At 72.1% G+C, this 13,062-nt stretch carries 13 protein-coding genes; 12 read left to right on the forward strand and 1 reads right to left on the reverse strand.

The genetic code is table 11. From position 1 onward, the window contains the following. The 10 genes from ACYU7L_RS14735 to ACYU7L_RS14780 all read left to right on the forward strand — a co-directional run bounded on the left by ACYU7L_RS14735 (position 1) and on the right by ACYU7L_RS14780 (position 10,348). Positions 1-2,238 carry an ATP-dependent DNA helicase RecG gene (locus ACYU7L_RS14735; RefSeq protein ID WP_460797967.1) on the forward strand — a complete coding sequence of 746 codons (2,238 nt, stop codon included), beginning with the start codon at positions 1-3 and terminating at the stop codon, positions 2,236-2,238. After that, positions 2,235-2,837 carry a 16S rRNA (guanine(966)-N(2))-methyltransferase RsmD gene (gene rsmD / locus ACYU7L_RS14740; RefSeq protein WP_460797969.1) on the forward strand — a complete coding sequence of 201 codons (603 nt, stop codon included), beginning with the start codon at positions 2,235-2,237 and terminating at the stop codon, positions 2,835-2,837. Before ACYU7L_RS14735 ends, rsmD begins: the two co-directional genes overlap by 4 nt. Before the next feature lie 4 nt (positions 2,838-2,841). After that, positions 2,842-3,336: a pantetheine-phosphate adenylyltransferase gene (gene coaD, locus ACYU7L_RS14745; protein WP_460797971.1), complete on the forward strand. Its 495-nt coding sequence runs from the start codon at positions 2,842-2,844 to the stop codon at positions 3,334-3,336. A 144-nt stretch (positions 3,337-3,480) separates the two neighbouring features. Next, positions 3,481-3,996: a YceD family protein gene (locus tag ACYU7L_RS14750; protein ID WP_460797973.1), complete on the forward strand. Its 516-nt coding sequence runs from the start codon at positions 3,481-3,483 to the stop codon at positions 3,994-3,996. A 68-nt stretch (positions 3,997-4,064) separates the two neighbouring features. Then, positions 4,065-4,250 carry a 50S ribosomal protein L32 gene (rpmF, locus tag ACYU7L_RS14755; RefSeq protein ID WP_460797976.1) on the forward strand — a complete coding sequence of 62 codons (186 nt, stop codon included), beginning with the start codon at positions 4,065-4,067 and terminating at the stop codon, positions 4,248-4,250. Next, positions 4,201-4,995: a ribonuclease III gene (gene rnc, locus ACYU7L_RS14760; RefSeq protein ID WP_460797978.1), complete on the forward strand. Its 795-nt coding sequence runs from the start codon at positions 4,201-4,203 to the stop codon at positions 4,993-4,995. The genes rpmF and rnc overlap by 50 nt, the downstream gene beginning before the upstream one ends. 3 nt (positions 4,996-4,998) lie before the next feature. Continuing rightward, on the forward strand, positions 4,999-5,892 hold the full coding sequence (mutM, locus tag ACYU7L_RS14765; RefSeq protein ID WP_460797982.1) for a bifunctional DNA-formamidopyrimidine glycosylase/DNA-(apurinic or apyrimidinic site) lyase: 894 nt from the start codon (positions 4,999-5,001) through the stop codon (positions 5,890-5,892). A 159-nt stretch (positions 5,893-6,051) separates the two neighbouring features. Next, the gene (locus ACYU7L_RS14770; RefSeq protein WP_460797984.1) at positions 6,052-6,249 is read left to right on the forward strand and encodes a hypothetical protein; all 198 of its coding nucleotides are present in this window, start codon (positions 6,052-6,054) and stop codon (positions 6,247-6,249) included. A gap of 77 nt (positions 6,250-6,326) precedes the next feature. After that, positions 6,327-9,881 (forward strand): chromosome segregation protein SMC, encoded by a 3,555-nt coding sequence (smc, locus tag ACYU7L_RS14775; RefSeq protein ID WP_460797986.1) that lies wholly within the window; start codon positions 6,327-6,329, stop codon positions 9,879-9,881. Next, positions 9,878-10,348 (forward strand): acyl-CoA thioesterase, encoded by a 471-nt coding sequence (locus tag ACYU7L_RS14780; protein ID WP_460797989.1) that lies wholly within the window; start codon positions 9,878-9,880, stop codon positions 10,346-10,348. Before smc ends, ACYU7L_RS14780 begins: the two co-directional genes overlap by 4 nt. Before the next feature lie 6 nt (positions 10,349-10,354). Here ACYU7L_RS14780 and ACYU7L_RS14785 read toward each other — a convergent pair whose 3' ends face one another. Then, positions 10,355-11,434 carry a class I SAM-dependent methyltransferase gene (locus ACYU7L_RS14785; protein ID WP_460797991.1) on the reverse strand — a complete coding sequence of 360 codons (1,080 nt, stop codon included), beginning with the start codon at positions 11,432-11,434 and terminating at the stop codon, positions 10,355-10,357. A gap of 238 nt (positions 11,435-11,672) precedes the next feature. Here ACYU7L_RS14785 and ACYU7L_RS14790 point away from each other — a divergent pair, with 238 nt between their 5' ends. Continuing rightward, a complete protein-coding gene (locus ACYU7L_RS14790; RefSeq protein WP_460797993.1) occupies positions 11,673-11,843 on the forward strand; it encodes a hypothetical protein in 171 nt (56 codons plus the stop codon). Positions 11,844-11,863: 20 nt separating this feature from the next. Further along, positions 11,864-13,030: a signal recognition particle-docking protein FtsY gene (gene ftsY / locus ACYU7L_RS14795; RefSeq protein WP_460797995.1), complete on the forward strand. Its 1,167-nt coding sequence runs from the start codon at positions 11,864-11,866 to the stop codon at positions 13,028-13,030. Positions 13,031-13,062: the final 32 nt, after the last annotated feature.

Genomic DNA, 13,062 nt, shown 5'->3' on the forward strand with positions numbered 1-13,062 from the left:
ATGATCACCCTCGACTCCCCGGTGGCGACGGTGCTCGGGGACCGGAACAAGAAGCACAAGAAGATCACCGAGGGGCTCGGCCTGCGCACGGTCGGGGACCTGCTGCACCACTTCCCCCGCCGCTACATCAAGACCGGCGAGCTGACCGAGGTGGGCACGCTGGAGGCGGGACAGGCCCTGACGATCGTGGGCGAGATCTCGCGCAGCAAGGTCCACACCTACACCGATCGGCGCAGCGGGCGCACCGCGTTCCGTCTCGAGACGGTGCTGCGCACCAACGGCCCTTCGCTGGTGATGACGTTCTTCGCCAAGTCCCAGCGTGTCGCCGACTGGCAGGCCCGACGGCTGCCCGTCGGGCGCCAGGGAATCTTCACCGGGCAGGCGAGCAGCTTCCGCGACGCCTGGCAGCTGACCAACCCGCAGATGCTGCTCTTCGGCGGCGAAGCGGACGAGGACGACACCGCGCGCATCGTGCTCGAGAACCTGCGGGGCCTCTATCCGATCTATCCCGTCACCAAGGGCGTCGACTCGTGGGACCTCCAGCGCGCGGTGAGCTTCGCTCGCACCGTGCTCGACGAGGTGCCGGACGTGCTCCCCGAGGAGCTGCGTCGGCGCTACGACGTGGTGGACGCGCGCACCGCCCTCGACTGGGTCCACGCGCCTGACGACCACGCCCAGGTGGGGGCGGCGCTGCGGAGGTTCCGCTTCGAGGAGGCCCTGGTCACCCAGCTCGTGCTGGCCCGCCGGCGGGCGGCACTGCGCGCCCAGGGCGCCCGCGCCCGCACGGGTGAGCAGGGGCGGCTGCTGGCCGCCTTCGACGCCCGGCTGCCCTTCGAGCTGACGGCCGGGCAGCGGGAGATCGGGGCCGAGCTGGAGGCCGACCTGGCCGAGTCGCACCCGATGAACCGCCTGCTCCAGGGCGAGGTCGGCTCCGGGAAGACCCTCGTGGCGCTGCGGGCCATGCTGCGCGTCGTCGACTCCGGCGGGCAGGCGGCGCTGCTCGCGCCCACCGAGGTGCTCGCCCAGCAGCACCACCGCTCGATCACCGCCCTGCTGGGCGACCTGGCCGCCGGCGGGATGCTCGGTGGAGCCGAGGAGGGGACCGGTGTCGCACTGCTGACCGGGTCGATGAACCGCACCCAGCGCAAGGAGGCCCTGCTGCGCATCGCCTCCGGTGAGGCAGGCATCGTGATCGGCACCCACGCCCTGCTCGAGGAGCGGGTCTCCTTCGCCGACCTGGGCCTCGTGGTGGTCGACGAGCAGCACCGCTTCGGCGTCGAGCAGCGCGCCGCGCTCACCGACAAGGCGGGCACACCGCCCCACGTGCTGGTGATGACGGCGACCCCGATCCCGCGCACGGTCGCGATGACCGTGTTCGGTGACCTCGAGACCTCGACCCTGACCGAGCTGCCCGCCGGCCGGGCACCCATCCAGACCAATGTCGTCGCGATCGCCGAGCGACCCCACTGGCTCGAGCGCGCGTGGCAGCGGGTCCGCGAGGAGGTCGAGGCAGGCCACCAGGTCTACGTCGTGTGCCCCCGGATCAGCGGCGACGAGCAGGAGCAGGGCGAGCGCGATGCGCCCGTCCTCGACGAGGAGGGCCAGCCGGCGCCCATCCGCCCCGGGGCGCTCGCTGCGGTCGAGGAGGTCGTGCCGTCGCTGCGGGAGGGGGCGCTCGAGGGCTTGCGGGTGGAGGGCCTGCACGGCCGGATGGCCCCCGACGACAAGGAGCGGGTGATGCGCTCGTTCGCGGCCGGTGACGTCGACGTCCTGGTCTCGACGACCGTGATCGAGGTCGGTGTGGACGTCGCCAACGCGACCATGATGGTCCTGCTCGACGCCGACCGGTTCGGTGTCTCCCAGCTCCACCAGCTTCGCGGCCGGGTGGGCCGCGGCGGCCACCCGGGGCTGTGCCTGCTGGTCAGCCACGCCGAGCCGGGCAGCCCGGCCCGGGAGCGGCTCGACGCCGTCGCTGCCACCACCGACGGCTTCGAGCTCAGCCGGGTCGACCTCGAGCAGCGCCGCGAGGGCGACGTCCTGGGTGCCTCCCAGTCGGGGTTTCGCTCCTCCCTGCAGAATCTCCGGGTGCTGCGCGACGAGAAGACGATCCTGGCCGCCCGCGAGGCGGCCACCGAGCTGATGACAGAGGACCCCGACCTGCGGGCCGCGCCGGGACTGGCTCGCGCCGTCCAGGATCTCGAGCTCTCCCAGCACTCCGAGTTCATGGAGAAGTCATGACCCGCATCATCGGCGGCTCGGCGGGTGGGCGTCGACTCAGCACTCCCCGGGGCACCAGCACACGTCCCACCAGCGACCGCGTCCGCGAGGCGCTCTTCTCGGCGCTGGAGCACGAGTTCGGCTCACTGTCGGGCCTGCGCTTCCTCGACCTGTACGCCGGCTCGGGGGCGATCGGGCTGGAGGCCTGGTCCCGTGGCGCCGGTGTGGTCACGCTCGTCGAGCACGACCGGAAGGCCGCGGCGCTGATCGCCACCAACGCCAGGACGCTCGGCTTCCCCCGCGCCGACGTGGTGACCGGCTCGGTCGCGACGGTGCTGGCCCGGCCCCCCGGCGCGCCGTACGACGTGGTGTTCGCGGACCCGCCCTACCCGCAGCCCGACGAGGACGTCACCGCCGACCTGCAGGCCCTGGTCGACCACGGCTGGCTCGTGCCCGGGGCCCTGGTCGTCGTCGAGCGGTCCTCGCGCCGGACGGTCGTCACCTGGCCCGAGGGGATCGAGGCCAGCCGGGAGAAACGCTACGGCGAGACCGCGCTTTGGTACGGTCACGCCGCCCCGTCCGCGGGACTCGCCCCACCCCACCAGCCCACCGAGGAGTAGCCACGTGCGCCGTGCCGTCTGTCCAGGGTCGTTCGATCCGGTCACCAACGGACACATCGACATCGTGTCGCGTGCCAGCGGCCTCTTCGACGAGGTGGTGGTCGCGGTCGGGGTCAACAAGTCCAAGAACAGGCTCTTCTCGCCCGAGGAGCGCATCGACATGCTCGAGCAGGCCTGCGTGGGCTTCGACAACGTGCGCGTGGACGGCTTCACGGGGCTGCTGACGGACTTCTGCACCGAGCACGACATCCACGCCATCGTGAAGGGTCTGCGGGCGGTCAGCGACTTCGACTACGAGCTGCAGATGGCCCAGATGAACTCCAGCCTGACCGGCGTGGAGACCGTCTTCGTCCCCACCAGCCCGGCCTACTCCTTCCTGGCCTCGAGCCTGGTCAAGGAGGTCGCGACGTTCGGTGGCGACGTGTCCGCGCTGATCCCGCCGTTCGTCAACGACCGCCTCACCCGGCGCCTCGCCGAGCGCGCCCGGGACGCCCAGTGACCCCGCCAGTGACCCCGCCAATGACCCCGCCAGTGACCCCGCTTTTGCAGGGCAGGGTCCCCGGCGGCTACGATTCCACCCGATCTGTCGTGCCCCGACACCGGAAGTGAAACCCTGAGCAGCCTGGACCCGAGAGCGCCGCTCGTGCTCGATACACGCGAGCTCGGCCGCCGCCCGGGGTCCCAACGCGAAGTGTTTCGTTCGGTGCCGGCACCGGCAGATCTCGGCATCGAGGTCCTGCGTGTCCCCGAAGGTTCGCCGGTCGAGTTCGACCTGCGGATCGAGGCGGTCATGGAGGGCGTCCTGGTCACCGGCACCGCTACGGCGGGGCTGGTCGGCGAGTGCGCACGGTGCCTGGAACCCATCGAGGACGAGATGTCCGCGCCGTTCCAGGAGCTGTTCGTCTACGACGACCACGGCCATGACGTCGATGACGAGGATGGCGTCAGCCGGCTCGAGGACGACCTGCTCGATCTCGAACCGATACTGAGGGACGCGGTGGTGCTCGCACTGCCGTTCCAGCCGCTGTGTGAGGAAGACTGTCCGGGTCTGTGCATCGAATGTGGTGCCCGCCTGGCCGATGACCCCGAGCACACGCACGAGGCTGCGATCGACCCGAGGTGGATGGGGCTGACCCAGCTCAAGCAAGACGAAGACTGAACCAGCCGGACACTTCACCGGCTGGACGCAAGTGGCCGGAACAACCGGCCAAGGTAGAGGAGAGAACAGTGGCTGTCCCGAAGCGGAAGATGTCGCGCAGCAACACGCGTCACCGTCGCTCGCAGTGGAAGGCCGTCGCGCCGTCCCTCGTGACCTGCGCCAACCCCGCGTGTGCTGCCAAGCACCTGCCGCACCGTGCGTGTGGTGAGTGCGGCCAGTACGGCGCGAAGACCGACCGTCGCCAGGTCCTCTGAGCACGACCCCGGTCCCCTGACCAACTACATCGAGCTTCGCGAGGCGCTCGGGGATCCGAACCTGGACCCCGAGCTCCTCGAGCGCGCTCTCACGCACCGGTCCTACGCCTACGAGAACGGCGGGCTGCCGACCAACGAGCGGCTCGAGTTCCTCGGTGACTCCGTCCTCGGCGTCGTGGTGACCGAGGCCCTCTACACCACCCATCCCGACCTCTCCGAGGGACGGTTGGCCAAGCTGCGCGCCGCGGTCGTCAACGCCCGGGCGCTGGCGGAGGTGGCCCGCACCATCGGGCTGGGCGCGCACATCAAGCTCGGGCGCGGCGAGGAGACGACCGGTGGTCGCGACAAGGCCTCGATCCTCTCCGACACCGTCGAGGCCGTGATCGGCGCCGTGCACCTCAGCGGCGGCGGCTTCGAGTCCTCGGCCGAGGTCGTGCACCGACTCTTCGACCCGTTGATGTCGGCGGCAGCAGCTCTGGGTGCCGGGCTCGATTGGAAGACCTCGCTGCAGGAGCTTGCAGCCGAGCACTCCCTCGGGGTGCCCGAATACGTCATCCAGGACGACGGTCCCGACCACATGAAGACCTTTACCGCCCAGGTCCGGGTCGGCGACTCCCTCTACGGCCACGGCGTGGGCCGCTCCAAGAAGGAGGCCGAGCAGGCCGCCGCGGAGACGGCGTACGGCGAGATCGCGGGGGCGGCGATGAAGACCGCCGCCGACCAGGCCGGCGGCGGCCGGGCCTGAGTCGTGCCCGAGCTGCCCGAGGTCGAGGTCGTCCGCGCCGGCATCGAGCGGCACGTCGTCGGTGCCCACGTCACCCATGTCGACGTGCTGCACACCCGGCCGGTCCGCCGCGATCCCACCGGCCCGGCCGGCTTCGCGCTGGCCCTGACCGGCCGGCGCATCGAGTCCGCGCGGCGGCGCGGCAAGTATCTCTGGCTCCCGCTCGACAGCGGTGACGCCCTGCTCGCCCACCTGGGGATGAGCGGCCAGATGCTCGTCCAGCCCAGTGACTCGCCCGACGAGCGCCACCTGCGCGTGCGCCTGCGCCTCGCGGGCGCCCCGGGGCAGCCGGAGGGCGAGTCCCGCGAGCTGCGCTTCGTCGACCAGCGCATGTTCGGTGGCCTGCTGGTCTCCGCCGGCGGTGCCGAGCTCCCCGCCCAGATCAGCCACATCGCCCGTGACCCGCTCGACGACGAGTTCGACGACGACGAGTTCGTACGACGCGTGCGCCGGCGCAGCTCGGGGATCAAGCGGCTCCTCCTCGACCAGACGCTGGTGTCCGGCGTCGGCAACATCTACGCCGACGAGGCGCTGTGGCGTGCCCGGATCCACGGGGAGCGGGCGGGGGAGCGGCTCCGCGTCGGCCAGGTCCGTGAGCTGCTCGGCCACGCCCGCGAGGTGATGACGGACGCGCTGGGCCAGGGAGGCACGTCGTTCGACTCCCTCTATGTCAACGTCAACGGTGAGTCCGGCTACTTCGACCGGTCCCTGGACGCCTACGGCCGCGAGGCGCTCCCGTGCCGGCGCTGCGGCACCCCAATCCGGCGCGTGGCGTTCATGAACCGGTCGTCGTACTTCTGCCCCGTCTGCCAGCCGGTCCCGCGGGTGCGTCGGCCTGCCTCGGGCTCGGTCGGCTGAGCCTTCTGACCTGCGGGTTCGGAGGCTTTCGTCAGATTGACCACGGCCCGTTCCTTTGAGACTCTTGAAGACGGTCCGTAAGGACCGCCAGCGGGGTGCAGACCCAACCGATGCACTCCGGTCCGGGACCTCGTCCTCCTCACTTCGAAAGGCTCATCCATGGCCAAGGCGCTGATCGGTCACCTGCCCAGCGACCTGCGGACCCCGGCACATCTCGTCGCCGAGAACCACCGGCTCCGCACCCGCGTCGGAGAGCTCGAGGCGCTCGTGCTCCGCCTGTCGGCGGAGAACGACCGGCTGGAGGCAGCCTCCCTGCTCCGGCTCGACTCCGAGGCCCAGCAGCTGCAGCCGGCCTGACGGCTTTTCCTCCGCGTCGCCCGCGGGCCGGTGCCGGACGGTAGCCTGCTCGTCACCGACCGCGGGAGGAGTGCGCGTTGTACCTGAAGAGCCTGACCCTCAAGGGGTTCAAGTCCTTCGCCTCCTCCACCACACTCCAGCTCGAGCCCGGGATCACCTGCATCGTGGGGCCCAACGGCTCCGGCAAGTCCAATGTGGTCGATGCGCTGGCCTGGGTGATGGGGGAGCAGGGCGCCAAGTCCCTGCGCGGCGGCAAGATGGAGGACGTCATCTTCGCCGGCACCTCCGGGCGCCCGCCGCTGGGGCGCGCCGAGGTGCAGCTGACCATCGACAACTCCGACGGCGCCCTGCCGATCGAGTACGCCGAGGTCACCATCAGCCGGACGATGTTCCGCAACGGCGGCTCGGAGTACGCCATCAACGGCAGCTCGTGTCGCCTCCTCGACGTCCAGGAGCTGCTCTCGGACTCCGGCATCGGCCGCGAGATGCACGTGATCGTCGGGCAGGGGCAGCTCGACTCGATCCTGCGGGCAACGCCTGAGGAGCGGCGCGGCTTCATCGAGGAGGCAGCCGGGGTCCTCAAGCACCGCAAGCGCAAGGAGAAGGCGCTGCGCAAGCTGGACTCCACGGAGGGCAACCTCAACCGCCTCGGGGACCTGCTCACCGAGATCCGGCGCCAGCTCAAGCCCCTGGGCCGCCAGGCGGAGGTCGCGCGCCGGGCCGCCTCGGTGCAGGCCGACGTGCGCGATGCCCGGGCCCGGCTGATGGCCGACGACCTCGTCACCGCGCGCACGGCGCTGGAGCAGGAGATGGCCGACGAGTCGGTCCTGCTGGAGCGCCGTGCCCAGGTCGAGTCCGCCGTCAGCGCCACCCGTGAGGCCGAGGCCGCCCTGGAGGCGGCGCTGCGCGAGGACCTCCCGGCCCTGTCGCGAGCCCAGGAGACCTGGTTCGCGCTGTCCGGACTGCGTGAGCGGCTGCGCGGCACCCAGTCCCTGGCCGCCGAGCGAGCGCGGAATGCCTCCTCCGCCATGGCGGAGCCGGTGGCCACCGGTGGTCGCGACCCCGACCAGCTCGAGGCCGAGGCGGGCCGGGTGCGCGAGCAGGAGGAGGAGATCGCGGCCGAGGTGGAGCGTCTCCGCACCGCGATGGACGAAGCGGTCACCGCCCGGAAGGCGGCGGAGGACGCCGCCGCCGAGGAGGAGCGGCGCATCGCCGGCCTCCAGCGCGCTGCCGCCGACCGGCGTGAGGGCCTCGCGCGCCTGCACGGCCAGGTCAACGCGCTGCGCTCCCGCGCCACTGCCGCGGCCGAAGAGGTCGGCCGCCTCGGCCTGGCCCGGGAGGAGGCCCTGGCCCGCGCCGAGCGTGCCCAGCGCGACTTCACCGCCCTGGAGACCAAGGTGGCCGGGCTCGATGCCGGCGAGGAGGGCCTCGATGCGGAGCACGAGGCCTCCCTCCATGCGTTGGAGGACGTCGAGCAGCGCCTGGTCAAGGTCCGTGAGGCGGCCCAGCAGGCCGACCGGGACCGCTCGGCGCTGGCTGCGCGCAAGGACGCCCTGGAGATGGGCCTCAACCGCAAGGACGGTGCCGGTGCGCTCCTGGCCGCCTCCGAGCCGATCGCCGGACTGCTCGGCTCGGTCGCTGCGCTGATCTCGGTCCGCACCGGGTGCGAGGCCGCCGTCGCGGGAGCCCTCGGATCCGCCGCCGACGCTGTGGCGCTGCGCGACGCCGACGCGGCCACCGAGGCGATCAGCCACCTCAAGGATGCCGATCTCGGACGGGCCGGGATGCTGCTCGGCGGCGGCCCGGCCGACGCGCGCGACTGGCCCACGCTGCCCGGGCACGCGACGTACGCCGTTGACGTGGTGGAGTGCCCCGAGGCTCTGACCGCGGGGCTCACCCGGCTGCTGCACAAGGTGGCGATCGTCGACGACCTCGCCGCGGCCCGCGCGCTCGTCGCCGACCTGCCCGACGTCACCGCCGCCACCCGGGCCGGCGACGTGCTGGGAGCGCACTTCGCCTCCGGCGGCTCCTCGGCCCAGCCGAGCCTGATCGAGGTCCAGGCAGCCGTCGACGAGGCGAGCGAGCAGCTCACCCAGGCGATCGCGGACTCCGAGCGGCTGGCCTTCGAGACCTCGCGCCTGGAGGCGGAGCGCCATGAGCTGCAGCAGCGGGCAGATGCCGCGCTGGCGCGGCTGCACGAGTCCGACGCGACGCTGGCAGCGGTCGCGGAGGAGCTGGGGCAGTACGGCTCCCAGGCGCGCGCCGCCAAGGGCGAGGCCGACCGCCTCGAGAAGGCCATCGCCGGCGCCGAGGAGGCCCGCGACCGTGACTTGGCCGGGCTCGCCGAGCTCGAGCAGCGGCTCGCGTCAGCCGAGGAGGCTCCCGAGGAGGAGCCCGACACCAGCGCCCGGGAGCAGCTCGTCGAGCGGGCGCGAGCGGCCCGCCAGGAGGAGATGGACGCACGTCTGGCCCTGCGCACCTCCGAGGAGCGGGCCCGGGCGATCCACGGGCGGGCCGACGGTCTGCTGCGCACGGCCCGCAACGAGCGCGAGGCGCGCGCCCGCGCCGCCGAGCGTCGTCAGCAGCTGATGCGCGAGGGTCGGGCCGCCGGAGCAGTGGGCGTGGGCGTCGCAGCCGTGCTCGAGCGGCTGGAGCGCTCGGTCGCGGACGCCGCCGAGGTGCGGGCGGAGGTCGAGCACGCTCGGCAGGGCCGGGAGCAGGAGCTGCTCGCCGTCCGGGCCCAACTGCGCGACCTGCAGCGTGAGCACGACGAGCTGGTCAGCTCGGTGCACCGCGACGAGATGGCCCGCGCCCAGCAGCGGATGCGCATCGAGCAGCTCGAGGAGCGGGCGCTCGAGGAGCTCGGTCTGGGCGTCGAGGCGCTCATCTCCGAATACGGCCCCGACCAGCTGGTGCCCTCGACACAGGCGCCCGACGAGGACGGCGTCGTCCCTGACCCGGTGCCGTTCGTGCGCGAGGAGCAGACCAAGCGGCTTCGTGCGGCGGAGCGGGCGCTGACCATGCTGGGGAAGGTCAACCCGCTGGCGCTCGAGGAGTTCTCCGCGATGGAGGAGCGCCACCAGTTCCTGTCCGAGCAGCTCGAGGACCTCAAGCGGACCCGCAAGGACCTCCTCGACATCGTCCGGGAGGTCGACAACCGCGTCGAGCAGGTCTTCACCGAGGCCTGGGAGGACGTCCGCGTGGCCTTCGACCACGTGTTCGCGAGGCTCTTCCCCGGAGGGGAGGGCCGCCTCCTGCTCACCGACCCCGGCGACATGCTCACCACCGGCGTCGAGGTCGAGGCCCGGCCGCCGGGCAAGAAGGTCAAGCGGCTCTCCCTGCTGTCCGGCGGCGAGCGGTCGCTGGTCGCGGTGGCGTTCCTGGTCGCGCTGTTCAAGGCCCGCCCGTCGCCGTTCTACATCCTCGACGAGGTCGAGGCCGCCCTCGACGACACCAACCTCGGCCGGCTGCTGGAGATCTACGAGGAGCTTCGCGAGAACTCCCAGCTGCTGGTCATCACCCACCAGAAACGGACCATGGAGGTCGGAGACGCCTTGTACGGAGTGACGATGCGAGGGGACGGCGTGTCCGCCGTCATCAGCCAGCGACTGCGCGAGACGGAGACGGCATGAGCGCCACTGCGAACGGCAGCGGGACGACGGGCCGACCGACCCGGTCGGACTACGTCGCCTGGCGCCAGGTGACCACCCGCTGGCGCGACGACGACGCCTACGGCCACCTCAACAACGCGACCTATTACGAGCTCTTCGACACGGCCGTCAACGCCCACCTGTTCGAGGCCACGGGGACCAACGTGCGCGAGCTGCCGCAGATCGGGGTGGTCGCGGAGACGTCGTGTCGCTACTTCCGCGAGCTCGGCTTCCCCGACCCCATCGACACCGGTCTGGTCGTCGACAAGGTCGGCCGCTCCTCGATCGTCTATCGCATCGGTCTGTTCCAGGGCGACTCCGACGAGGCGGCGGCCGAGGGACGCTTCGTCCACGTCTATGTCGACAACACCCACGGCAAGGGACAGCGCCCCGTCGCGCCCCTGCCCGACGCGATCCGCGCCGCCGTGGAGCCGCTGCTGCGTCCCTGACGGGGTCTAGCGAGACCGCAGGCGTCGCCGCACGATCCCGATCGGACGCGTGGCGGCGCCGCCGATCCGCCAGCGCCAGGAGCGACGCGTCGACTCCAGCTCGCGGCGCAGCCCTTGGTTGGAGGCCCGGCTCGCTGCGAGCTCGGCCTGGAGCTGGGTGATCCGCTCACGACGGCGGCGCAGCCGGCTCCGGGACTCGACCAGGTCGGCGCGCAGCTTGGCGGACTCCTCGACCCAGTCGGGCATCCGCACATCGGCGCCGGGCTCGTCCGGGGACGGGGCCGGCCGAGCCGAGGGGTCTCTGGGGAGTCGCTGCAGCACGACCGAGAACTCCAGCTCGTTGCGCAGGGTGGGGCGCAACTCCTCGATCGTCCAGTCGCTCAGCCCCAGCCTGCGCAGCTCCACCAGCTGCTCGGCGAGCGTGCCGGGGGTGAAGGTCCACACATGGCTGTCGACATACTCCCCGGATCGGGCTCGCGCCACCTGCTCGAGCACCTGCTCGAGGGAGTAGATCCGGTTCTCGTACCCCGGCGGGCGGCCCTTCCAGGCGGCGCCGGCGCGGGTGACCGCGTGGCCACGCTTGTAGTCGTAGACGGCCCGGACCGACGGGACGACGTCGCCCAGCTCGTGGGCCTGCAGCATCTGCCCGACCGTCGTCCCCGGGCGGTGCACGTCGAAGCAGTAGCGCCGGTCGGGGACCATGAGCAGCAGCCGGCCGTCGTCGACGGTCACCTCGGCGATCTGCGCGAGCCATCCCACGACGTCCGGCACGTGCTCGATCACGTGGGAGGCGACCACCCAGTCGAAGGGCCCGCCGGCGCCCACCGCCTCCGGGAGCGAGCGGACCCGCTCCCCGTCGTACAGCGCGAAGTCGATCTCCGGGATCAGGGCCGGGTCGACGTTGGGGTCCGACGCATAGCTCTCGATCAGCCCCGCCCGGTCGAACACGTCGAGGTAGCGGACGTCGGCGTGCGCCCGGGGGACCAGGGCGTGGTGGAGCGGACCGATCTCGAGCCCGCGGCCGGTGCTGAGGTCGTGCAGGTCCCACAGCCGTCGCTGCCGACGGTTGAGTTCAAGCTCGGGCACGTTGCTGCCTCCGGCGTCCGTCGGGTGGGTTCGTCCTGGCTCGGCAGCCTAGCGGCGCGGACCCGCACAGCACGGTCCGGGCGTGAGGTGAGTCACCATGGGGTCACGGGCCCGCCTCCGGCAGACGCGAGTACGACGCGCCGGGGCGTCGGGATCGGCGTGTCGTCGGCGGGGTGTGCGAACCTTGACCCCGTGGCCGCAGACGGCCGCGAAGCGTTCTACTCGGGAGTGATCCACCGTGTTCTCCATCGTCGTGACGATGCTCGTGATCCTGCTCGTCGCCGGGGTCGTGGTGGTCTACGTGACCTACCCCCACCGTGGTGAGGAGGTCCCCGGCGCTCCCTGGCTGGGGCGCCTCCTGCGCAGGGGAGCCGACTCCGTGCCGACCCTGGACGACTCCCGGTTCTGACCCCTGGTTGGATGGGCGCCATGGATTTCCTGGGTGACTGGCTCTACCTGATCATCGGCGTCGCCGTCGTCGGCGTCCTCGCGGTCGCCGGCCTGCTCGCAGGCGGGCGGCGCGGCACGAAGCTGCCCCCTGCCGCCGGCACCGACGTCCTGACTCCGCCGCAGGCCGAGGTCGAGGAGCGCGAGGCCGCGCCGCCGGTGACCGCCGAGCCGCCGGCGGAGGCGCCGGTCGCGCCGCCGGAGGCGGCGGCCCCCGTCCTGGAGCGTCCCGAGGGGACGGCCTCACGGCTGGTGCGGCTGCGTCAGCGTCTCTCGCGCTCCCAGGGCACCTTGGGCCGCGGGTTGCTGGCGCTCCTCTCACGGGACCGGCTCGACGAGGACACCTGGGAGGACATCGAGGACACGCTGCTCACTGCCGACATCGGCGTCGCCCCGACCCAGCAGCTGGTCGAGGCGCTGCGGACCCGGCTGCGGGTGGAGGGCTCGACCGCGTCCGATGCCCGCGAGGTGCTCCGCGAGGAGCTGCTGACGCTGGTCGACCCGACCCTCGATCGCCGTCTCCAGGTGACAGGCACCGACGGCCACCCCGGTGTCGTCCTGGTCGTCGGCGTCAACGGCGCCGGCAAGACCACGACCGTGGGCAAGATCGCGCGCATCCTGGTCGCCGAGGACCGCAGCGTGGTGCTCGGCGCGGCCGACACCTTCCGAGCCGCCGCCGTCGAGCAGCTGGCCACCTGGGGCGAGCGCGTCGGCGTCCCTGTCGTGCGCGGACCTGAGGGCACCGACCCCGCGAGCGTCGCGTTCGAGGCCGTCAAGGCCGGCACCGAGCAGGGCGCCGACACCGTGCTCATCGACACGGCGGGTCGCCTGCAGAACAAGGCCGGCCTGATGGACGAGCTCGGCAAGGTCAAGCGGGTCATCGAGAAGCAGGCCCCGGTGACCGAGGTGCTGCTCGTCCTCGACGCCACCACCGGGCAGAACGGCATGATCCAGGCGCGTGTCTTCAGCGAGGTCGTCAACGTCACCGGCATCGTGCTCACCAAGCTCGACGGCTCGGCCAAGGGCGGCATCGTCGTGGCCGTCCAGCGCGAGCTCGGCGTGCCCGTCAAGCTGGTCGGCCTCGGTGAGGGCGCCGACGACCTCGCGCCGTTCGACGCCGAGGCGTTCGTCGACGCGCTCCTGGGCTGACGTGTTGCGCCCCCACCTCGCGGTGGGGGCGC

This window comes from Nocardioides pacificus (assembly GCF_054775955.1).

Bases quoted from the DNA above. Each gene is read 5' to 3' on its own strand.
- rsmD (WP_460797969.1), top strand. From the start codon at position 2,235: ATGACCCGCATCATCGGCGGCTCGGCGGGTGGGCGTCGACTCAGCACT.
- ftsY (WP_460797995.1), top strand. From the start codon at position 11,864: ATGGATTTCCTGGGTGACTGGCTCTACCTGATCATCGGCGTCGCCGTC.
- ACYU7L_RS14735 (WP_460797967.1), top strand. From the start codon at position 1: ATGATCACCCTCGACTCCCCGGTGGCGACGGTGCTCGGGGACCGGAAC.
- ACYU7L_RS14780 (WP_460797989.1), top strand. From the start codon at position 9,878: ATGAGCGCCACTGCGAACGGCAGCGGGACGACGGGCCGACCGACCCGG.
- ACYU7L_RS14770 (WP_460797984.1), top strand. From the start codon at position 6,052: ATGGCCAAGGCGCTGATCGGTCACCTGCCCAGCGACCTGCGGACCCCG.